Genomic DNA, 20,772 nt, shown 5'->3' with positions numbered 1-20,772 from the left:
TTAAATTTATTTGCTCTGCTGAATTAAGTCAAGCGCTAGTTTTGTATTGTCGAATAATTCCTCGTAAAGACCTTTGCTCATTACCTCTTTACTGATTAATTTGCTGCCCATACCTACGGCACAAACGCCTGATTTAAACCAGGTTTTTAGGTTGTCGGCATTAATTTCTACGCCACCAGTTGGCATAAACAGCTGTCCGGCGAAAAGATCTTTAATTGATGAAATAAATTCAGGGCCTAAAATATTGGCAGGGAAAATTTTGATCAGCATGGCTTTGTGCTCTTGAGCGACACTGATTTCAGTCGGGGTCATACAGCCAGGGATCCAAAGCATACCAATTTTGTTTGCAATTTCGGCAACTGCCGGATTTACGATCGGTGCCACAATAAAATCTGTTCCAGCTTCGATAAATGCATTTGCATCGGCAGGAGTTTTAATCGTTCCAATTCCCAAATAAAGATCGGGCATTTCAGCATCACGGATTTCTTTTAACTTTTTAAAGTTCGGCAGGGCCGATTTACCTCGGTTAGTATATTCAAAAACGCGAACGCCGGCTTTATACAAGGTGCGTAATATTTCTACGCTACCCGATTCGCTATCCTGGTAAAAAAGGGGTAACATGCCCTGCTCTAAAATGGCATCTAAAATTTTGTGCTTGTTGCTAATCATTGCGTATTATTCTTTTTTCTATATCGGCTACAGTACTGGTTGTAGCATCGCTTGGAATGTATAATTTATCGTATGCTGCTGCGGTGGCAAAATTCAAGGTTTCTTTGGCCGATAACTGGTTGTAAAAGCCGTAAATCAGGCCAGCCATAAAGCAATCGCCACTACCTACCTTATCTAAAATTTCTTCTGAAACATATTCTTCAGAAACTGTTAATTCATCAGCGGTATAAATGGCAGTATAATACCTGATGCCTTTACCATAATCGAACCTGAATGTATTTGCAACCGCCTTGCAAGACGGAAACAAACTTAATATTTCTTTAGAAGTATCTGTTGCCTGTTGCAGTAACGTTTCCTTTGCATAACCCTCGGTTGGTGTTAAATCTTCGTGAAGTGCAGTGCCCAACATTTTATTGGCGGCCCACACATTACCCATAATCAGCGTGCAATATTGAGCCAGTTCGGGTAACACATCAATCGGATCTTTACCATATTTCCAAAGCTTGGCGCGATAGTTTAAATCGAGCGAAATGGTAATATTTTTCGCACTTGCCACTTTTAAAGCCTCTAAGCAAACATCAGCAATAGATTGATTTATTGCTGGGCAAATGGCGCTGAAATGAAACCAGCTCACACCTTCAAAAACTTCATCCCAGTTAATCTGGCCCACTTTTAAATCGGCATAGGCCGAATTTGCCCTGTCGTAAATTACGCCTGCATTTTTAAGGTCTTTCCCTTTCGGAAGATAGTATAACCCCAAACGTTCGCCATGATAAACCATTGGTGTGGTATCAATGTTCCGTGCATCCAGATAATCTACAATCTCTCTGGTTACCGAATTATCAGGCACAGCCGATAAGTAAGTTGAAGGAACATTCCAAAGTGCCAGCGCTGTTGCTACATTGAGCTCTGCACCGCCCACATAAAATGGTAGTTTATTTTCTTTTAACCACTGGCCGTCCATATCGGGACAGATGCGCAAAAGTATTTCACCAAAGCTTAAAACTTTTTCTCCTTTTTTTGATGAAGCGAATATTTGGGTGCTCATTTTTGTATCTAATCGGCGTATTTCATGCTGTTTTCTGCAACGGTATGAAAATGGAAGGAAAACGATTGAAATGATTTATTTCCAACGAAATACCTCTTTAAAGCCCTATTTTGGTTAAAATTTAAAGTAATTTTTTGCGTTAAAGTACGAAATATCCTGAACAATTTTGCCAACCCACTCCAAGTCGTTAGGTAATTCGCCGTTCTCAATGTCTTCTCCAAAGAGGTTACAAACGATCCTTCTGAAATATTCGTGACGAGGAAAAGAAAGGAAACTGCGCGAATCGGTAAGCATACCCACCAAACGGCTTAGCAGCCCCATGTTTGATAGTGCATTTAATTGTTTGATCATGCCATCTTTCTGATCTAAAAACCACCATGCCGAACCGAATTGCACTTTACCTGCAACCGAACCATCGTTAAAGTTTCCGATCATCGTTGCAATTAATTCATTATCAGCCGGATTAAGGTTATAAATAATGGTTTTTGCCAGTTTATCCTGATTATCTAAACGGTTTAAGAATTTAGAAAGCATTCGGGCCTGACTAAAATCGCCGATAGAATCCCAGCCGGTATCTGGGCCTAATTGCCTTAACATCCGGGCATTGTTGTTACGCAATGCACCCAGGTGATATTGTTGCACCCAACCTTTTTCGTGATCCCATTCTGCAAAATAAATCAGCATAGCCGATTTAAATTTCAGGTTTTCCTCGTAAGAAATATGTTGTTTACTGCGGATTTTATCGAAAATCGATGCGATTTCTGCTTCTGTATAATCTTCAGCATAAATCTGCTCTAAACCATGGTCAGAAACTGAACAGCCATTTGCAGCAAAGTAATCGTGACGGCTTTTTAATGCATCGATATAATCCTGAAAGCTACTTATTGTTTTATCTACAACACTTTCCAATTTGTCAATATATTCATTTAAACCTTCAATATCGTCACTGTTCATCGCTTTATCCGGGCGGAAGGCAGGCAACATTTTAAGGTTTGCGCCTTCTCTTGCCAATTGTTGGTGGTAGTTTAAGCTATCCAAAGGATCATCCGTAGTACAAACAGCTTCTACATTCATTTTGGCAAGCAAACCTCGTACAGAGTATTCGGGAGTTTGCAGTTTTGCAGAACATTCGTCGAAAATTTTCTGTGCCGTTTTGCCAGAAAGTAAATCAGTTATGCCAAAATAGCGTTGAAGTTCCAGATGTGTCCAGTGGTATAAAGGATTACGTAAAGTATAGGGAACAGTTTCTGCCCATTTCTCAAATTTCTCATAATCCGATCCTACACCAGTGATGTATTTTTCATTAACACCGTTGGCGCGCATGGCTCTCCATTTGTAATGATCGCCGGCAAGCCAAACCTGGCTGATGTTTGCAAACTGAGTGTTATTGGCAATCTGCTCCGGAATAAGGTGATTATGGTAGTCGATAATCGGCAATGATTTTGCAAAATTGTGGTAAAGCTTTTCAGCAGTTTTGCTTTGCAAAAGAAAATTTTCGTCTAAAAAAGGTTTCATGCTATGTGATTTGAGATAAGAGATTTGAAATGATCAAACCGCTTATCTATTCATTTTTTTATTTATGTAATGATATTGTCCCCGGTCTGTGTCCCTACAGATAGGAATTCAATTTATGTTTTATTCGCTTGGTGGTCTGTGGAGACACAGACCACGGAATTTGTCTAAAAAAGGTTTCATGCGATGTGATTTGAGATAAGAGATTTGAAATGATCAAACCGCTTATCTATTCATTTTTTATTTATCCCCGGTCTGTGTCCTCACAGATCGGAACTCAATTTATGTTTTATTAGCTTGGTGGTCTGTGAGGACACAGACCACGGAATAGGGTTCCAAGACTCACGACTTCGGACTTACGACTCCAGACTCACTAAAGGCTCACTCCCCGTTTCCATGGAATAAAATCATCCTGGTTAAGCAATACCGCTTTAGGAATTACTTCGCCACTAGCTGCTTTAATGCAATACTCCAGGATATCTTCCCCCATTTGTTCGATGGTTTTTTCGCCTTCGATTACTGGCCCACAGTTGATATCGATAATATCGCCCATGCGTTTGGTTAATGCATTATTGGTTGAAACCTTAATGGTAGGGCAAACAGGATTTCCTGTTGGTGTACCCAAACCTGTTGTAAACAAGATTAATGTTGCTCCCGACGCTGCTTTTCCCGTAGTAGCCTCAACATCATTTCCGGGAGTACAAACTAAGTTTAATCCTGGTTTTGTAGCAGGCTCAGTATAATCTAAAACATCTTCCACTGGCGATGTTCCACCTTTTTTGGCTGCACCAGTACTCTTAATCGCATCGGTAATCAAACCATCTTTGATATTTCCAGGCGATGGATTCATGAAAAACCCAGAGCCTACATTTTCTGCAGATTGATTGTAAGCAGTCATCAATTGAATGAATTTACGCGCTGCGGTTTCGCCTTTTGTACGGTCGATTAACTGTTGTTCTGCGCCACAAAGTTCAGGGAACTCGGCAAGAAGTACAGTACCACCTAAAGCCACCAGTAAATCAGACGTATAACCTACTGCCGGATTAGCACTGATTCCACTAAAGCCATCGCTACCGCCACATTTAACACCTAAAACTAGCTTACTTAAAGGAGCAGGTTGACGTTCGATCTTATTGATCTCAGTTAAACCGATAAAAGTTTTTCGAATCGCTTCTTTCACCAATTGCTCTTCGCTCTGCGATTGTTGCTGCTCAAAAATAAATAAAGGTTTATCAAAATTCGGACTGCGGTGTTTTAAATCGTCCATAAAATCTTTAACCTGTAGGTTTTGGCAACCAAGGCTCAATACGGTTACACCGGCAACGTTAGGATGATCGGCATACGCGGCCAATAATTTACTTAACACAGCAGCATCCTGACGGGTACCACCGCAACCACCCTGGTGATTTAAGAATTTAATGCCATCAACATTTTTAAAAACGCGGTTGGCCGTTGGGTTTGCCTGCCCGATAGAACTTGGATCGGCCTCAGCTAAAATTTCACCATTTTTATAAGCCTCAACCAGTTGGTGAGCATAAGATTTGTATTTATCGGTTACCGCATAACCCAATTCATTGTGCAAAGCCTCACGGATCACATCCAGATTGCGGTTTTCGCAAAATACAGTCGGAATAAACAACCAATAATTTGCAGTTCCCACGCGGCCATCACTACGGATATAACCGTTAAAGGTTCTGCCTTCAAATTTAGAAACATCAGGGGCATGCCATTCGTAATGGTACGGGCGGAATTCATATGGATCTGAGGCATGTTTTGTGTTTTCTGTATCCATTAAACCACCTTTTAGGATGAAATGTTGCGCTTTCCCCACCAGTACCCCATACATAATAATGTGATCACCTGCATTCATATCCTGCATAAAAAACTTATGCTTAGCCTGGATATCATCCTGTAAAATATATTCCTGCCCATCGTAAATAACGGTTTCGCCTTTTGCCAGGTTTTGCAGGGCAACAAGTACGTTATCGTTAGGATGGATTTTTAAAATTCTAGTAACCATTTTAAATTGTTCTTTCTGAATGCAAGTTACTTAAAGTTTCTTTTGCACCCTTATTCTGTAATAAATCAACATAAGATTTTACGGCCGCGTTAAAGCCTGGGTAGTTATTCAAGTTTTTATCCCAAAGACGTCTGTCGCCAAGGGTATTATCTACAACCGTTTCGGGGTTTTTCCAGTATTCGTATAAAATTTCTGCAAATTCATCCTGTATCGGATAGGTTTTTCCGTTTGCACTGGCCGTATAAGTATCACCATCTTTATTCACATTCATGAAAAGGATATAAGCAGCCACACCTAAAGCCGTAAGTTGAGGTACTTCATTTTTTAAAGCGTAATACCTTCTGATTAACGGCACATTCCTCATCTGCATTTTTGAGGTGAAGTTTAGCGTGATGGCCTGCCACTGGTGCTCTAAGGATGGGTTGCTAAAACGGTCGATTACGCTTTCTGCAAAGGCAATTGCTTCATAATAGGTAATATCTTCGTTTACCACAACAGGAGCAATTTCATCATTCATCAGTTTTAACACATTGGCTGAGAAATCTTCATTTGCCATAGCCTCTTTTACAGTATTAAAGCCTGCTAAAATGGCCAATCCACAGCTAATGGTGTGCGTTCCGTTAAGTAAACGGAGTTTTAGCTCTTTAAATTTATCGATCGATGGAACAATAAAAACCCCTTTATCAGCCTTTTCGAATGATAAAATCTCCTTCACTTTTTCGCTTGAAGATTCGATAGCCCAAAGTCTGAAGGGTTCGGCCATAATCATGAGTTCATCTTCATAGCCCAGCTCACTTTCAATCGCTTTTTGTTCAGCCTCAGGAAGTTTTCCCGGAACAATCCTATCGACCAAAGTTTTGCAGAAATGATTGGCCGTTTTTAACCAGTTTTCGAAATCCCAGCCCAATTTGTCCTGGATGGCCAGATCTAATAAAATTTCTTTCAATTTATCAGCATTATCACTGATTAATTCCGTTGGAACAATCACCATTCCACTTTCGGCCGAACCATTAAAAGCAGTGTATCTTTCGTGCAGGAATGCAAGTAATTTCCCTGGATAAGATTGTGGTGGATTATCGGTTATTTTATCTTCGCTTTTAACAATCCCAACTTCAGTGGTATTAGAAATTACAACTTGCATTTCTGGCTGGTGGGCAGCTTTTAAAATTTCGATCCAATCTTGCGAAGCCGATAAAACACGGCTGATTGATGAGTTGATTGAATTTTCTTCTACATTAACACCATCTTCGATCCCTTTTACACAAAGGGTGTATAAATTATCCTGTTTCGAAAATGCATCTGCCCCGCCTTTTGAAGTAGATTTAACCACTAAAATACGCCCATTAAAAATACCTTTCTGGTTGGCCTTATCAATAAAATAATCTGGTAAACCACGTAATAAAACGCCAGTTCCAAACTGGATTACTTTTTCTGGTAAAGCCAAAATTTCGGCGCTTGGTTTGGTAACCTTGTCGCCGTTAATGTTTGCTAAATTTTCTTTGTTTAAAATCATATCCTTGCGATTTCAGTCATTGTGAGGAACGAAGCAATCTTAAAGCAGTATAAATTCCCACCCATAGTAGTAAGATCGCTTCGTGCCTTGCAATGGCGATTTTTATAATTATTTATTTCCCATTCGTGCCTAACCACTTCGGGTATTCCTTTTCAATTAATTTCTGCCCCCAGTTGCCATACCAGGCATAACCATTTCGCCGCTCAGGACTTAACTCTTCCAATTTTGTTTTAATCGTATTGTCGCGATCGCCGAAAATGGGTGTGTTTTTCTCCATATCATAAAAACGGGCCCAAGCCATGCTGGTGTTATCGGCAACCAAAGCCGAAATATTTTTGTTCCGATCAAAACGGTAGCCAGCTATTTTATAGGTATCGAACCATTTCACCGCTGCTGCAACTGCACTTTTTACTTCTGGTGATGGATTTTTAAGTCTCATCAGGAAACGGACAATACCTGCCGATTCACTTGTACTTAACGAAGCCGGCTCAAATGCTCTTGCTTTTGCAGGCAACATCGAGTCTTTATCGTATTGCGCAGCCCAGATGGTTAACATTCCATTATGTTTTACCTGCGTTTTGATAATACAATCGATACCTTTTGCAATGGCTTTCTCGGCCTTTTTGATGTAAGCTGGATTCACGACCTCAAAATCATTTTTTTGAGTTGCAATATCCTGTAGAATGTTCAACACATTAATCATTGCATCGTCATTGTAGGTAATTTCTGAACGGTACAAAGTTTTATCAGGATAATACTGAGGCCAGCCACCATCGGCATATTGAGCGGATAAAATATAATCTAATCCTTTTTCAGCTGCCGTTAAATAAGCCTCATTCTTTGTTTTCTTATAAGCTTGAACGAGGTATACCACTTCTCTGCTGGTGGCTTTATTATCGAATGTGGCATGCAAATCTTTTGTTGCTTTTATCCTGACCAAAAGCTCAGATGTTAAGGTTGCACCATAGTTAACCACGCTTTTATCTTCCAACTGCTTCGGCCAACCGCCATTGCCGAGTTGATATACAAGCATTTTATCTGCCGTAGAATCGGTAGGCTGCTGCGCGTAACACGATAGCATTAAGCTTATACAGATTAGGGTTAACAATATTTTTATTTTCATCATTGTTGTTTGTTAGTTTATTGCCACGGAGGCACGGATTAACACGCGTATTTTTTTCATCCAATCTGTCACGTTGTCCAAAGGACTCCTACGGAGAGCTCGTCGAAACGCTTTGCCGCAATTAAATAAGTCCTTCGACAGGCTCAGGATGACAGTTCTATTTCGTTATCTTGTGTTCATCTTTTTCATCTGTGGTTAATTTTACCTGGAACCACTCCCGTGGTCTGTGTCCCCACAGACCACCACTTAATTCTTTTTCCGTGCTTCCGTGTTTCCGTGGCTAATATTTTATTTATCTGCGGTTAAAACCTACTTTTTACCCGGAACCTGTTTAATCACAACACCATCACCATTCTGTGCAAACCAAGGGTTTTTTACCTGTAGGTTTCTTAAGGTCAAATCTTCACAAAGCAAAGGGTGTAAATTCCATGCTGGTGAATTTTGAAAGGTAACACCCTCTAAAAGATTTTTTTTGCAACCTGTTAACACCAACAGATTCGGACGAAGGAAATCTTTGATATCTTCATAATCGGCTGCTGTTTTACCAGCTTCAATTACGCCTGCATTTTTGGTATTCGAACCTTTAACGGTTTTCTCAGATGGGTACCACATTTTTCCGTCAGCCCTCACTACGCCGCCAGATGCCACCAAGGTTTTCCACTGTGTTTCGGTAAGTTTATCTTTTTTAACCATGCGCCAGGCACCACCGTTCCCGTCGATAATCCCTGTACCGGTAATGGCTATATTTTCGAGGTTAACACCCGAAATCGGACTCTGGTTTCTCCAAGCTGGTTGACCTTCCCAATTTCCCTGTACCAATTTGTATTGGTTAAAGTCGTCGGTAAACTGAAGGATTGCATCGCGTTTAAGGTGTAGGTTTACATTACTTTTTAACTCAATAGGACCAGTTAACCACAAGCCTGATGGAATTAAAACCACACCACCGCCTTTCTGGCTTACACTGGCTATGGTTTTATTGATGCTTTGCGTATTTAAGGTAATCCCATCGCCCCTTGCTCCAAAGCTAATAATGCTAGTGGTATCTTTTTTAAATTTAACCTGCTGGATAATGGGTAGGCTTTGCTGTTGTTGCGCTATGGCAGCACTTGCAGAAGATAAAATTAAGCATGCCAGCACTAGTTTAATACGGCATAAACTACCAGAAATATGTTTCATTATTTGTGCTGTTAAATTATACTTGGTTATTGTAATAACAAGTGTACGTTGTTTGCACTTAAAACAGAAGAGAAATCTATGCAATCGTTACCGGAAAACGAAGTAAAAAATCGCCACCAAACAGCTCGCTAATATCTGTATATCAACTATTTAACCAACTTATTTCGTCTCCGGATTCCACCCACGGAAAACGTTTTCCAAAATGTAGGACTTATACTCCTCTTCTGTTAATTGGTGCGACCAATTTGCCCTGCTTTTCGGGTCGGCACCTTTTCCCGTACTTTTATATTCAGCATAATAGGCCGTTTTCTCGTTGCTCTCTTTACCCCAATTGTTCCAACCTTCTGGGCGGATAAAATCTGGCAGTTCGCAGTTGAGATAGGCAACCTTTGCATAAGGCCTCCATGGTCTACCCAGGTAAAAACTATTGGCTGGTGCATCTCCTTTGATTTTGCATTTATTAAATACATAACCAAATTTTGTAGTATCAGCAGTTGATGCCGCGGTGATATAACCCGCCTTTTTGCAGAAAATGGTGCAGCTTTCAAACCAGGCTGTAGAAGCGCCGAAAATAAAATCGACCGTTCCTTCGATGTAACAGTTTTTATAATATTGGCGGTTGTTGCCTCCGTAGGTATAAAGTGTATCCTGAAAATCTAAAAACCTGCAGTTGGTAAAAATTAATTTATCACCGCCTGCCCAAACTGCAACGGCTTGCCCCACCGGGCCAGATGAATTTTCGAAGGTGATGTTTTCCGCAGAAAAGCCTTCGCCGTAAATATAAAAGCTGGAAGAACCCGAAGTGCCTTTTTCTTCGCCAAAGGCATTCTTCTTCTGGGCGTAGTCATCATAAGTTAAAATGGTTTCCTTTAGGCTCTCCCCAATAAATTTCACATTCTTTTTAGATGCCGCCAAGATTAATTTTTCTTTGTAAATGCCTTTTTTGATAAATATTACGGTTATTTTGTTCCTGAAATCAGGCACAGCATGTATCGCTTCCTGTACCGTTTTAAAGTTTCCACTTCCATCGGCAGCTACTACAAAATCTGGCTTCACATCTAAGGCATAAACTACTGATGAAACGGTTATCAGTAAAAATAGGATGATTGCTTTTATATCAATTCGGTTAGGCTTAAATTAAAATCGGCCACGTAAAAGTATAAACTTTGTAACGCAGCCGTGTTTTTAAAATATATGATGAACAATTTTAAACATTAATATCCATCAGAAAGAAGTTTTTTAGAGATTAAACATTGCAAACGATGTCGGGAACGATTGCACAATAACAACTTGCCTAAAAATAAAAAAAGACTTAACCTTGTTAGTAGGCTAATTTGATAAAATATACGCATCGTCATTCCCAACCTGATTGGGAATCTTAATGCCAATCACAAGCCGCATTAAGATTCCCGCCTGCGCGGGAATGACGTAACGCTAAATAAATAACTAACCAAATATTAAAAACATCATTGTATAATGAAACATCTATTTAGTTTAATCCTTGTTTTAAGCTTTAGCATAAATACCTTTGCCCAACCCGCTCCAAAAAGTGGGTACATATCTAAAGTTTGGGTTTCTGACCTAGGTAACGGAACCTATAAAAACCCGGTTATCAACGCCGATTATTCTGATCCTGACGCTATCCGGGTGGGAGATGATTTTTATATGATCGCCTCCAGTTTTGATGCCATCCCAGGCTTGCCGATCCTGCATTCGAGAGATTTGGTCAATTGGAAAATAATCGGCCATGCCTTAAAACGCCAGCCTCCATTTGAGATGGCGATGGTAAAGGCGAACCGGTTATCACCTATAAAAAACCAAATGTAGGCAAAACATATCCGGTAGAAACACCTGAAGAAAGTGATGAATTTACCATGCCAAAACTAGGCTTACAATGGCAATGGCAGGCCAATCCGCAACCAACCTGGTTATTTACTGATGCAGGCAGGGGTTTATTAAAGTTATACACTTCGAAAATTCCTGATGATGCCAAAAACCTTTGGGATGTTCCGAACCTATTGATGCAGAAATTTCCAGCTGATGAATTTATGGCAACAACAAAACTCTTATTTAAACCTAACCCAAAATTGGAAAACGAAAAAACAGGTTTGGTAGTAATGGGGAGAACTTATGCGCAGATTAGCATTAAAAGCAAAAAAGACGGGTTATACCTGATGTACGGTGTTTACCAAAGTGCCGACAAGGGAAAAACCGAAAATGAAAAGGAAATTACCAAACTAAAATCGGGCTCGGTATATTTCAGGGTTAAAGTTACTAATGGTGCAAAATGCCAGTTTAGTTACAGTGAAGATGGAACTCGTTTTACGGATGTGGGAGATGAGTTCCAGGCCACCGCAGGCCAATGGATCGGCGCAAAAATGGGAATATTTGCCACCAGAGATACCCAAACCAATGATTCAGGAATTGCAGAATACGACTGGTTCCGTGTACAAGCATTAAAATAACAAGATGAAAGAACATAAATACCTTATCGCAGCCCTTTGCACCGTTTTACTGATGTCTTTCATTGTAAAACCCAAACCTGTTAAGTTTTATTTAATCGGCGATTCTACCGTGGCCGATTATACTTTAGATGAAGGTTATCTGCAGAAAAAGTATCCCATTACAGGCTGGGGACAGGTTTTTCAACAATTCTTAAGAAAAGACAGCTTAACAAAATTAAACAGGCTGATTAAAAGCGACAGCGCTTTGGTTATTGATAAAGCAAAAGGGGGAAGAAGTACCAGAACTTTTTTTGAAGAGGGAAGGTGGAAAGAAGTTTTATCAACCCTGGAAAAGAACGACCTGGTATTGATCCAGTTTGGGCACAATGATGCCGCTAAAGATAAACCTGAACGTTATGTTGATATTCCGGGCTATAAAGATTTTTTAAGGATGTACGTTAAAGAAACAAGGGCTAAAGGTGCTATACCGATCCTGATCACACCAGTTACCCGCAATTACCCCTGGAAAGATGGTAAACTGGGTAGTGCGCATGGCGAATACCCACAAGCAGTGAAAGATGTAGCCAAAGAATTAAATGCGCCCTTTATAGATCTAACCTCACTTTCAGCGAGTTTTTTCACAACAAAAGGCAGTGAATTTGTAAGCAAACATTACTTTATGAATTTAGACTCAGCCAAATACGAGGCTTATCCAAAAGGGCAAAAAGATAATACCCACTTCCAACCAGAAGGAGCCAAAGCAGTTGCGCAGTTGGTTTACAATGAATTAAAAAACATCAACCGCAAGACGAATTAAGGAAAGATATTACCTAACAGCCTATAAATTACAACTCCTCCGAACTTTCCGGCAAGTGATCATACTCTCCTTTCCAGGCATAAAAGCCAAATATCATCAACCCCAAACTGATTGGAAGAAAAATAAACAGGATAATTGCCCATTGCAATATGGTATTGGTACGTTCGATATCTGAATGGGTCAAGCCCACTTTATCTATCGCTTGGATAAACAAAAATGTCATTGTTAATGGCCCTAAAACCATCCAAACCAAGCCTAAAAATTTCTTTAACGTATTCATCTTCTTCGTATCTAGTCGTTAATATTTTCGTCTCTTTTATTCGATAAATAAATTGTGCCAATAACCAGGCTCAATGCCGCTATACCTATCGGATACCATAGGCCTGATAATGGCGTAGAACCAGAAAAGCTTGCAATTAGCGTTGCAATAAATGGTACAAGCCCACCAAAAACGCCGTTACCGATATGATAAGGCAAAGACATAGAGGTGTACCTGATTTTAGTAGGGAATAGTTCGACAAGGAATGCCGCAATTGGCCCGTAAACCATCGTTACCAGCAAAATCTGGAAGAAGATTAAACCGACAAATTTCCAGAATATTGGCGTAGGCAAAACTTTATCTTTTATTACTTCTTTGCCTAAGAGAATCCCTTTGGTTGCAGAAACCGTATCGGTTTGCACCTTATTAAAGGATGCACCATTTTTAAGCATTATTTTAGTAGAAACCGTTCGCAAGCTATCAGTTGAATTCGCAATTAAAACAGATGTTACAGGAGCTGTGCTGGCAGATAAAATATCAGTCTGTTCAATTTTTGTATAATCGGTATCATCCAAAAACATTTGATAGATTGGGCGATAGAAAAGAATACCCAAAAGCATACCGCTTAGCATAATCCATTTCCGGCCAACCTTATCACTCCAGGCACCAAAAACCACAAAAAATGGCGTGGCAAAAGCGATTCCCCAAAGTAAAATATACCTCGAGTCGTTAAAATCTAATTTACAGGTATTCTCTAAAAATGATTGTGCATAAAATTGACCTGTATACCAGATTACCCCTTGCCCCATGGTAGCACCAAATAAAGCCAGAAGTACCATTTTAAAATTCGCTTTGTTATTAAAACTTTCTTTTAAAGGGTTTTTTGAGATATTTCCTTCAGCTTTCAACTTAGAAAACATTGGCGATTCGTGCATTTTCATGCGAATATAAATCGACACTACAACGAGCACAATGGATAGCAGGAAAGGAATTCTCCAGCCCCAATCGCCAAAAGTTTCAGCGCCTAAAATGTTTTTTGTGATTACGATAATCCCTAATGAAAGGAACAGTCCTAAGGTTGCCGTAGTTTGAATCCAGCTGGTAAAAAAGCCCCGTTTATCTTTGGGTGCGTGCTCTGCAACATAAGTTGCAGCTCCACCATACTCTCCGCCAAGGGCTAATCCTTGAATCAACCTTAGTATTAAAACCAAAATTGGTGCGGCATAACCAATGCTTTTGTACGATGGGATTAAGCCGATAAAAAATGTCGATCCACCCATCAGCACCAACGTGAGCAAAAAAGTATATTTTCTGCCGATTAAATCGCCAAGTCTGCCAAAAACCAATGCACCAAAGGGACGAACAATAAAACCTGCCGCGAAAATTGCCAAAGTGTTGATCAGGGCGGATGCCCCTGCATCTTCTGGAAACAATTGATGGCCAATGATAACTGCAAGGCTACCAAAAATGTAAAAATCATACCACTCAATCAGCGTGCCTAACGATGATGCACCGATTACTTTAAAAATATTGTTCTTGGGTAAAGTGTCGCTCATAAGAAATAAGAATATTTGGTTTCCCAAGATAAACATTTGCATGGCAATCGGCAACCTGCACTGTCTGTCATTTAATTTGTTACATTACCAAACATTTTGGCTTTAGTTTTGTATTTTCATCCGTAACGAATTTATTTCCCATTCAGATTATATGCTTTTAATACAAAACATCAGGTTAAGTAGAATTTTAAGAAATACGTGGCACGTTGATCTGATCATGATTGCCTCTTGTACTGCGGCTTACTTTGTACGCGAGTATTTAATTGCGCATCATTTCTCCATTCCATCCATTATTCCAACGGTTTTAGGTACAGCTATCGCCTTTTTTATCGGTTTTAACAATAACCAGGCTTACGATAGGTGGTGGGAAGCCCGAAAAATATGGGGTGCTTTAGTAAACGATTCCCGCTCTTTTGCAAGGGCATTGATCAATTATGTTGATGAGGATGAGGAAAGCGTAAAACGGATGATTTGCAGGCACATTGCGTTTTTATATGCTTTAAAGGCAAGTTTGAGGGGAACCGTAGACGAAATTTACACCAAATATTTATCTGAAGCAGATTTAAAAGAAATAAAAAAACATAACAATGCGCATAATGCGATTTTAAATATACAATCGAGAGATTTACAGAAATTATCAAAAGCCAATGCCATTGATGGTTTTCGCTTTATCGAAATTAACGAGATGTTAACCCGGTTCTCTGATTCAATGGGTATGAGCGAACGCATTAAAAACACCATATTCCCTACCACTTATACCTATTTAACTAAAGTGTTTATCTGGTTATTTGTGGTAACATTTACCCTGGTAATCAGTCAGGATGCAGGGCCGGCAGCCATATTTTTGGGCTGGTTAATAGGTTTCGTATTTGTATCTACACAGATTAATGGAATGAGCCTGGTTAATCCTTTCGAGAACAATTCGGCAGGTGTTCCGCTTAACCAGATTACGAGAACGATAGAGATTAATCTTTTGCAGATGCTCGAAGAAGACGAGATCCCGGAACCTGTTAAACCGATTAATGACGAATATATCCTTTAAGCTTTAACTGTTTTCTTCCCTATAAATATGAACAAAAGAGATAAAAGCCAGAAGATAAACAGGATTACAATCGCATTCAGAATAGCTTTTGGATAACCCAGCTGTACGACATCGATAAATGGATATGGGTATTTATTAATCAGATAACCCCTAACCACAGTAAATACCACATAAAGCAATGGATAAGCCAACCAGGTTATGGCCTGCCTGTATTGCAATGTTGATTTTTTAACGAAGAAAATCCAGAAAAATAAAAAGATCAAAGGGCTTACCACATGCAAAAGCTCATCGGCCAACCTGGCCCAACCTACAGGCGATGCCAAACCACGCAGGGTGATATTGTAAATTAGACCTACTACCACAATATAAACTGTTATAGCTGTTAAAGTAGTAGGTTTTGCGAAGAAATTACCCAGTACACTTTTTCTAAAAAGCCATAGCGTTGTAAAACATACCGCAACAATAATATTTGTGGTTACCGTAAAATAAGAAAAAAACTCTTTAATGGTATTGGTGTAATTATAATCTGCCAGTTTTAGACTTACCGAAAATTGTAGGCAAATAGAAAACCAAATGATAAGTGCTGCAATGGCCACATATATTTTGGCATTAATAGATGATTTCATAGGCGTAGCTTAGGGATAAAAATGCTGAGCTTAAAAACTAAGTTAAGCATTTCTAATAAAATGCGGTTTCTGTTTGAGCATGATGAAAACATTTCATTATGCTTTACAATGTGAAGATCAACCTAAAGATTCTTCGCTGCGCTCAGAATGACAGAAATGGTGTTTAAACCTCATCTATGGTCTATGTCCTTTATTCCATCGGGTGGTTAATTCCAATTTATCTTCTATTTCGTTCCTAATTCAGCCTTTAACTTCTCCTCAAAAAGTACCGATTTAGCTTTAAACTGTGGGTCAGAAAAGGAAATATTAGCAGTAGCATAAATAATCTTTCCATCTTTTCCTACCAAAACATTTGACGGAAAGCCGTGATTAATATTCAGTTTTCGGATCTCATCTTTGCTTAATGATACAATTTCGTATTTGTAACCGTTCCGTTTCTGAAATCGCCTGGCACTGGCCGGGCTATCATGGGTAATCCCGATAAACCTTACCGCTTTTTTGCCATATTTAGCCACTAAATTATTTAATTCAGGCATTTCGGCTATACAGGGCGGGCATTTTTCGAACCAAAAGTTAATTACCACTACCTGATTTTTTAAACCGGTATTGGAGAACGGCTTTTTATTGATGCTTAAACCATTAAAAGCGGGTAAATCTTTACCTATTAAATCTTCGAAGAAAGTTTCCTGCGTGGCCCATTTAACGGGAACATTTTGAGCCAATGCTGTGAAAGAAAAAACAGAAAAAAGGAGAATAAGGTAAATTTTCATCAGCGCTAAATATAAAAAAAGTCCTACCAATTTGGCAGGACTTCAAGATTTGTTTGGTTTAGAAAATTTTATTTAAAGGTAACGGAACCGTATTCTGTTTTAATGGAAACGTTTGCAGCACCACCACTACCAATTTTACCAGTATATTTTTTGGTTTCATCATCTTTACTTACCAGGTTTGATGTTACGTTTGAGCCATATTTAAAGCCGGCATACGAAGTAGAAACATTAAAATTGGCATTATAACGGTCGGCAAAGCCCAATCCAACGCTTACATATTCACCACCAAAGCTGAAGTTTTTACAAGCTGGAGTAATTTCGTTTACGCTAAGGCGGTTGTAATCCATGTTGATGTTGGCATCACCATTTAACGCACCCAAAGTAACGTTAGAATATTCTGCATTTACTGCAATTTTACCAGCTGATGCAATATTTAAATCGCCATAAGCTTGTTTAACAACCGTATTACCTTTAACCGTGTTGATGTTTACTTTGGCATATTCTGCATTTAAAAGCAGATTGCCGCCAATAGTGCCGATGGTTAAACCTTTACCATATTCTACCTTAATATCGGCTGATCTCCTGATGGTGTTGATGTTTACCGCAACATACTCGGCATCAAGTTGTAAAGTGCCCACAGCACCAATGGTTACCGGGCCATTATATTCATGTTTTACCACTGCAGCATTCAGATCCTGAATATCGCATTTACCATATTGAACATTGATGTAGTTATTTACGTTGCTTAAATTGCCAGCAACCAGATTGCCATATTCTACCTTTAAAGAAGTTGGGCCAGAAAAATTACCCAATTCTACGTTGCCATATTCTTGTGAAACCGTTAATGGGTTTACGGCTGGCATATACACCACGTAGTGTACTTTCACTTCCCTCCGCCAGGTGGTTACACCATTCTTCATCCCACGGCCATAACGTCCGTTTCTATCGCCCATGTTCGTTCTGAAAGTAACTACATCACCGTTTTTATTCGCATCAATACTTATCCCATCAATCAGTTTTTGCGCATCATTGTCCGAACTGCTGTAAGCTTTAATATCTACATCAACGCGTACTTCTTTTTTATCCCAGGTTTTAATGGTGATCGATCCGTATTGATTGTTTAAATTAATTTTGTCGTTATTGTCTACACCAAAACTCTTGCTAAAAGATTTAGAACGTTCGGCATCACTCCCTGATTGATTGTATGTTACGTGATTTACGACCATCGCCAGTGTTGAAGATTTCGCTGCACTTTCGACAATTACCTGCTCTGATGGACTATTTACCGCAACTTCTTGCGCATTAATTTTTACGGCAATTAAAGCCATAAAGGCTAAAAATATTTTTATTGTTTTCATGTTGTTAATTGTTAAACATTTAATGGCTTAAAACCTGCCGGCTGGCAATAAGCAATTTAATGTGGTGAGCGTTCCCTAATTTGTATCATTATGTTGAATCAGGTATCAAGACTGATTGACTACTATTTATTACGCTTTCTACTTTAGGCGTTAATTTCTCTTAAATTAAATCTGGTTAACCCTTTTGTAATCATCAACCTGGTTAATAATTAATAATTGTTGTTTTAATAACTGCAGTTGTATTTCGCGGTTTTTAACCATGGCCTTTACCACAAAAGTTTGGTTGGGCGAGGTTGGCAGTTCTGCTTTTAATCTTTCGTAATCTTCATCAAGCTTTTTCAGATCGGCGGTAAATTTTTTATACAACTCTGGATTTGCAGCGGCGAAAATGGCCAAACTATCTCTTTTTTCGGTAATTAAACCTGCGAAGTGGACTTCTTTTTTGGCATATGAAGCGCTAACGTCGGCTATTTCTAAATCTTTGTTTTGTAATTTTCCTACGTATAACCAGGCTAAACCGAAAACCACCGCGATAGCTGCTGCTGCACTCATCCATAAATACAGCTTTACCGGCTTTTTTTTCTTTTTGTTGTCTAATTCCTGTTCAATCTTTGCCCAAAGTCCTGCCGATGGCTCCATTACATCGAAAGCTTTACGGTTCTCCTTTACAAAGGTTTCTAATCTATTATTCATCTCTCATCCCTTTCTGTTCTAAAATACTTTTTAACTTCTTTTTCGCCCTCATGTACTGTGTGCGGCTTGTATTTTCACTTATTTTTAAAATGTGTGCAATTTCCTCATGGTCGTAACCCTCTAAAAGGTATAAACTCAATACTACTCTATAGCCATCTGGCAATTCGGTAATGGCTGTTCTAATCTCATCAGCTTGCAACCGTACTTCACTGTCATCAAAACTATCCTCATCAGGCACTTCCGATAGCTCATCGGTACTTACAAACTCCATCTTACGTTTACGTAAATAATTGATGGATTTGTTGATCACGATCTGCTTTAACCAAAGTCCGAAAGTGGTTTCCTGCCTAAAATCTACAATTCTGGTAAAGGCATCCAAAAATGCTTCCTGTAAAACATCTTCTGCCTCTTCTTCGTAATTTAAAATGCGCAGCGCCACATTATACATGGCCTTTGCATACAGCTTGTACAATTCAAACTGTGCTGCGCGGCTGCCCTGCATGCATTTTTTTACTAGCTCTAGGTTCTTATCGATGTATACGGCTTCCAAAATTTCGAATATTCTGATTATAAGACATAAGGGATTTTAAAACGTTGCATCAAGGTAGAAAAAAGTTTAAAAATAAGTTAATACAGTATTAAGATAGAATTAATGTGCTGTCATGCTGAGGAACGAAGCAACTTCAGGCATGCAAGCACTGCCCTTTCATTTCCTAAAAAGAAAAACATTTATTATTAATGGGAAATGAGCGGTTCTGCGCTTTTGGCAATTTCAGCCCCGCTTTCTGGTACGAGTTCCGATGAAGGATCGGAAGCTCTTCCCGACAATCGGGTTTATTTTACTTGGGCCGGTGCTTGGAAAACAAAACACTGTTAACTAAACCCGACAGCAGCGAACACGTAGTGCAACGAAGTAAAGCAAATGGCGGGGCTACAGCACCTATGAAATGCTGCCCTTTCATTTCCAAAACCTAAAAATAATTATACTCAGTAGCAAACAAGCCGTTTCATATTTTGATATTTGTGGAAAATCAGCTAGCTAATCATCATAAATTTGAAATCCCTGAAACAAACAATTAACTTCATGCCATGGAAACCGATTTAATCATTTCAGCAATAAACGAATTACACAAAAAAGCAGATCAGGCTTTAGAAAGTAAGGATATAACGGCCTACACTGCCATGTTTGATGATAGTTTAACTTATACCCCTGCAGAAGGTATAGCGTTTAATAAACGCGATTATACAATCGATTTAAAAAAGTATTTTGGCCATATTAAAGAAATACATACCAGTTATTACCGCATTAAATCTTCTTTTGAAAACGAAGTTTTTACCGAAAAAATTGCCCGAAAATCAGTCATTTTAAAGCCAAATCTGCTTATTTTTTCTAAAAAACAAACCATCCAGACAGAAGAAATTTACCATTGGAAAAATATTAAAGGTGAGTGGAAAGTAATCGCTATTGAAATTACTTTAGAAGAAAAGTATTAGTCCTTGTTTAAATGATCAGATTATTAAGTTTATACATCGTAATGCTTGCCCTGTTCTTGTCTGGATGCAATACTAAGTCGTCTTCAACAAAAATTACATTGTTAGATACCGTTTCATTCGAAGAACTTTCAAAAATTTCATGCGCATATCTTAAAAAACAGCAAGCCTATTGCCAAGACAAATATAAAATTGGAAAATATGAACGATGGGATTATGACCAACTAACAGGTAAACTCATATTTAGCGATAAGGGGGTACAGAAAGTTATTATTGACTATGAGGAGGTTGGATCTGTTTCGTTAAAATCAAATACATGGTTGTGGGCTTGGGGTAACTCCTCCATAGAAGAAAATGTAAAAAAAGAAATAACAACGATTAGAACTTATGGTATTAAGAGAGGATTCGAAAGTCTCTTAAAAGCCAAATGGTCTGCTGACATTGTTGATGGTTGGGATATGGCTGCAATTTCAGCATATATTTTGAAAGCTAAAGGTGTTTATCGTGTTCCAAGTCATGATAATAAGTTGTTTTCATTTATGCTTTTCAAAAAGATTACTGTCGTAGATTCTTTACTCAAAAAGAAATAGCAATTTTAGATGTTTTCATTTGATAGAAAAAACATAAAATCTTCTACTCTAAAGTTTAAAACAAA

General features: G+C 38.9%; 21 protein-coding genes. 6 read left to right on the top strand and 15 right to left on the bottom strand.

From position 1 onward, the window contains the following. Positions 1–6 precede the first annotated feature (6 nt). The 8 genes from AW17_RS12550 to AW17_RS12515 form a co-directional block, all read right to left on the bottom strand. A complete protein-coding gene (locus AW17_RS12550) occupies positions 7–669 on the bottom strand; it encodes a bifunctional 4-hydroxy-2-oxoglutarate aldolase/2-dehydro-3-deoxy-phosphogluconate aldolase (RefSeq protein WP_029276886.1) in 663 nt (220 codons plus the stop codon). After that, the gene (locus AW17_RS12545) at positions 662–1,717 is read right to left on the bottom strand and encodes a sugar kinase (protein WP_029276884.1); all 1,056 of its coding nucleotides are present in this window, start codon (positions 1,715–1,717) and stop codon (positions 662–664) included. The genes AW17_RS12550 and AW17_RS12545 overlap by 8 nt, the downstream gene beginning before the upstream one ends. 114 nt (positions 1,718–1,831) lie before the next feature. Beyond that, positions 1,832–3,232, bottom strand: coding sequence for a glucuronate isomerase (gene uxaC, locus AW17_RS12540; RefSeq protein ID WP_029276882.1), 1,401 nt, complete (start codon positions 3,230–3,232; stop codon positions 1,832–1,834). A 370-nt stretch (positions 3,233–3,602) separates the two neighbouring features. Beyond that, positions 3,603–5,249 carry a UxaA family hydrolase gene (locus tag AW17_RS12535; RefSeq protein WP_029276880.1) on the bottom strand — a complete coding sequence of 549 codons (1,647 nt, stop codon included), beginning with the start codon at positions 5,247–5,249 and terminating at the stop codon, positions 3,603–3,605. 1 nt (position 5,250) lies between these two features. Further along, positions 5,251–6,762, bottom strand: coding sequence for a tagaturonate reductase (locus AW17_RS12530; RefSeq protein ID WP_029276878.1), 1,512 nt, complete (start codon positions 6,760–6,762; stop codon positions 5,251–5,253). Between the two features lie 112 nt (positions 6,763–6,874). After that, complete coding sequence (gene pelA / locus AW17_RS12525) at positions 6,875–7,888, bottom strand: pectate lyase (protein WP_209444249.1); 1,014 nt, start codon at positions 7,886–7,888, stop codon at positions 6,875–6,877. Between the two features lie 306 nt (positions 7,889–8,194). Then, a complete protein-coding gene (locus AW17_RS12520) occupies positions 8,195–9,061 on the bottom strand; it encodes a glycoside hydrolase family 28 protein (RefSeq protein WP_342421920.1) in 867 nt (288 codons plus the stop codon). A 159-nt stretch (positions 9,062–9,220) separates the two neighbouring features. After that, positions 9,221–10,117, bottom strand: coding sequence for a pectinesterase family protein (locus AW17_RS12515; RefSeq protein WP_425339098.1), 897 nt, complete (start codon positions 10,115–10,117; stop codon positions 9,221–9,223). Positions 10,118–10,537: 420 nt separating this feature from the next. On the opposite strand from AW17_RS12515, the gene AW17_RS25280 reads away from it, so the two are divergent. From AW17_RS25280 to AW17_RS12500, 3 genes are read left to right on the top strand one after another with little or no spacing between them, the layout of a single operon-like run. Then, positions 10,538–10,888: a family 43 glycosylhydrolase gene (locus tag AW17_RS25280; RefSeq protein WP_029276870.1), complete on the top strand. Its 351-nt coding sequence runs from the start codon at positions 10,538–10,540 to the stop codon at positions 10,886–10,888. A 47-nt stretch (positions 10,889–10,935) separates the two neighbouring features. Next, positions 10,936–11,526, top strand: coding sequence for a beta-xylosidase family glycoside hydrolase (locus AW17_RS25275; RefSeq protein ID WP_029276868.1), 591 nt, complete (start codon positions 10,936–10,938; stop codon positions 11,524–11,526). A 4-nt stretch (positions 11,527–11,530) separates the two neighbouring features. Next, positions 11,531–12,322: a rhamnogalacturonan acetylesterase gene (locus tag AW17_RS12500; RefSeq protein WP_029276866.1), complete on the top strand. Its 792-nt coding sequence runs from the start codon at positions 11,531–11,533 to the stop codon at positions 12,320–12,322. Between the two features lie 28 nt (positions 12,323–12,350). Here AW17_RS12500 and AW17_RS12495 read toward each other — a convergent pair whose 3' ends face one another. Then, positions 12,351–12,602: a DUF6814 family protein gene (locus AW17_RS12495; protein WP_029276864.1), complete on the bottom strand. Its 252-nt coding sequence runs from the start codon at positions 12,600–12,602 to the stop codon at positions 12,351–12,353. Between the two features lie 11 nt (positions 12,603–12,613). Further along, positions 12,614–14,137 (bottom strand): MFS transporter, encoded by a 1,524-nt coding sequence (locus tag AW17_RS12490; protein ID WP_029276861.1) that lies wholly within the window; start codon positions 14,135–14,137, stop codon positions 12,614–12,616. Between the two features lie 151 nt (positions 14,138–14,288). Here AW17_RS12490 and AW17_RS12485 point away from each other — a divergent pair, with 151 nt between their 5' ends. After that, positions 14,289–15,179: a bestrophin family protein gene (locus AW17_RS12485; RefSeq protein WP_029276859.1), complete on the top strand. Its 891-nt coding sequence runs from the start codon at positions 14,289–14,291 to the stop codon at positions 15,177–15,179. On the opposite strand, the gene AW17_RS12480 is transcribed toward AW17_RS12485, so the two are convergent. The 5 genes from AW17_RS12480 to AW17_RS12460 form a co-directional block, all read right to left on the bottom strand. Then, positions 15,176–15,805 (bottom strand): Pr6Pr family membrane protein, encoded by a 630-nt coding sequence (locus AW17_RS12480; RefSeq protein ID WP_029276857.1) that lies wholly within the window; start codon positions 15,803–15,805, stop codon positions 15,176–15,178. The two genes, AW17_RS12485 and AW17_RS12480, sit on opposite strands and share 4 nt — an antisense overlap. A gap of 224 nt (positions 15,806–16,029) precedes the next feature. Continuing rightward, a complete protein-coding gene (locus tag AW17_RS12475; protein ID WP_051691808.1) occupies positions 16,030–16,575 on the bottom strand; it encodes a TlpA family protein disulfide reductase in 546 nt (181 codons plus the stop codon). A 68-nt stretch (positions 16,576–16,643) separates the two neighbouring features. Further along, entirely contained in the window at positions 16,644–17,933 is a 1,290-nt protein-coding gene (locus tag AW17_RS12470) for a hypothetical protein (RefSeq protein WP_245235057.1), read from the bottom strand. A gap of 165 nt (positions 17,934–18,098) precedes the next feature. Then, entirely contained in the window at positions 18,099–18,626 is a 528-nt protein-coding gene (locus AW17_RS12465) for a hypothetical protein (RefSeq protein WP_029276851.1), read from the bottom strand. Beyond that, a complete protein-coding gene (locus tag AW17_RS12460) occupies positions 18,619–19,128 on the bottom strand; it encodes an RNA polymerase sigma factor (protein ID WP_051691810.1) in 510 nt (169 codons plus the stop codon). The genes AW17_RS12465 and AW17_RS12460 overlap by 8 nt, the downstream gene beginning before the upstream one ends. Before the next feature lie 587 nt (positions 19,129–19,715). Here AW17_RS12460 and AW17_RS12455 point away from each other — a divergent pair. Together AW17_RS12455 and AW17_RS12450 are read left to right on the top strand one after the other, a co-directional pair. After that, complete coding sequence (locus AW17_RS12455) at positions 19,716–20,120, top strand: hypothetical protein (protein ID WP_029276847.1); 405 nt, start codon at positions 19,716–19,718, stop codon at positions 20,118–20,120. Positions 20,121–20,161: 41 nt separating this feature from the next. Continuing rightward, on the top strand, positions 20,162–20,707 hold the full coding sequence (locus AW17_RS12450) for a DUF6882 domain-containing protein (RefSeq protein ID WP_051691807.1): 546 nt from the start codon (positions 20,162–20,164) through the stop codon (positions 20,705–20,707). The last annotated feature ends 65 nt before the right edge of the window (positions 20,708–20,772 follow it).

Source organism: Pedobacter borealis DSM 19626, from assembly GCF_000708285.2.
GTDB classification, from domain to species: domain Bacteria; phylum Bacteroidota; class Bacteroidia; order Sphingobacteriales; family Sphingobacteriaceae; genus Pedobacter; species Pedobacter borealis.
The sequence above is the reverse complement of the archived record's forward strand: the minus strand, read 5'-3'. Positions and strand labels throughout refer to the sequence as shown.

Bases quoted from the DNA above. Each gene is read 5' to 3' on its own strand.
- AW17_RS12550 (WP_029276886.1), bottom strand. From the start codon at position 669: ATGATTAGCAACAAGCACAAAATTTTAGATGCCATTTTAGAGCAGGGC.
- AW17_RS12545 (WP_029276884.1), bottom strand. From the start codon at position 1,717: ATGAGCACCCAAATATTCGCTTCATCAAAAAAAGGAGAAAAAGTTTTA.
- uxaC (WP_029276882.1), bottom strand. From the start codon at position 3,232: ATGAAACCTTTTTTAGACGAAAATTTTCTTTTGCAAAGCAAAACTGCT.
- AW17_RS12535 (WP_029276880.1), bottom strand. From the start codon at position 5,249: ATGGTTACTAGAATTTTAAAAATCCATCCTAACGATAACGTACTTGTT.
- AW17_RS12530 (WP_029276878.1), bottom strand. From the start codon at position 6,762: ATGATTTTAAACAAAGAAAATTTAGCAAACATTAACGGCGACAAGGTT.
- pelA (WP_209444249.1), bottom strand. From the start codon at position 7,888: ATGATGAAAATAAAAATATTGTTAACCCTAATCTGTATAAGCTTAATG.
- AW17_RS12520 (WP_342421920.1), bottom strand. From the start codon at position 9,061: ATGAAACATATTTCTGGTAGTTTATGCCGTATTAAACTAGTGCTGGCA.
- AW17_RS25280 (WP_029276870.1), top strand. From the start codon at position 10,538: ATGAAACATCTATTTAGTTTAATCCTTGTTTTAAGCTTTAGCATAAAT.
- AW17_RS25275 (WP_029276868.1), top strand. From the start codon at position 10,936: ATGCCAAAACTAGGCTTACAATGGCAATGGCAGGCCAATCCGCAACCA.
- AW17_RS12500 (WP_029276866.1), top strand. From the start codon at position 11,531: ATGAAAGAACATAAATACCTTATCGCAGCCCTTTGCACCGTTTTACTG.
- AW17_RS12495 (WP_029276864.1), bottom strand. From the start codon at position 12,602: ATGAATACGTTAAAGAAATTTTTAGGCTTGGTTTGGATGGTTTTAGGG.
- AW17_RS12490 (WP_029276861.1), bottom strand. From the start codon at position 14,137: ATGAGCGACACTTTACCCAAGAACAATATTTTTAAAGTAATCGGTGCA.
- AW17_RS12485 (WP_029276859.1), top strand. From the start codon at position 14,289: ATGCTTTTAATACAAAACATCAGGTTAAGTAGAATTTTAAGAAATACG.
- AW17_RS12480 (WP_029276857.1), bottom strand. From the start codon at position 15,805: ATGAAATCATCTATTAATGCCAAAATATATGTGGCCATTGCAGCACTT.
- AW17_RS12475 (WP_051691808.1), bottom strand. From the start codon at position 16,575: ATGAAAATTTACCTTATTCTCCTTTTTTCTGTTTTTTCTTTCACAGCA.
- AW17_RS12470 (WP_245235057.1), bottom strand. From the start codon at position 17,933: ATGAAAACAATAAAAATATTTTTAGCCTTTATGGCTTTAATTGCCGTA.
- AW17_RS12465 (WP_029276851.1), bottom strand. From the start codon at position 18,626: ATGAATAATAGATTAGAAACCTTTGTAAAGGAGAACCGTAAAGCTTTC.
- AW17_RS12460 (WP_051691810.1), bottom strand. From the start codon at position 19,128: ATGCAGGGCAGCCGCGCAGCACAGTTTGAATTGTACAAGCTGTATGCA.
- AW17_RS12455 (WP_029276847.1), top strand. From the start codon at position 19,716: ATGGAAACCGATTTAATCATTTCAGCAATAAACGAATTACACAAAAAA.
- AW17_RS12450 (WP_051691807.1), top strand. From the start codon at position 20,162: ATGCTTGCCCTGTTCTTGTCTGGATGCAATACTAAGTCGTCTTCAACA.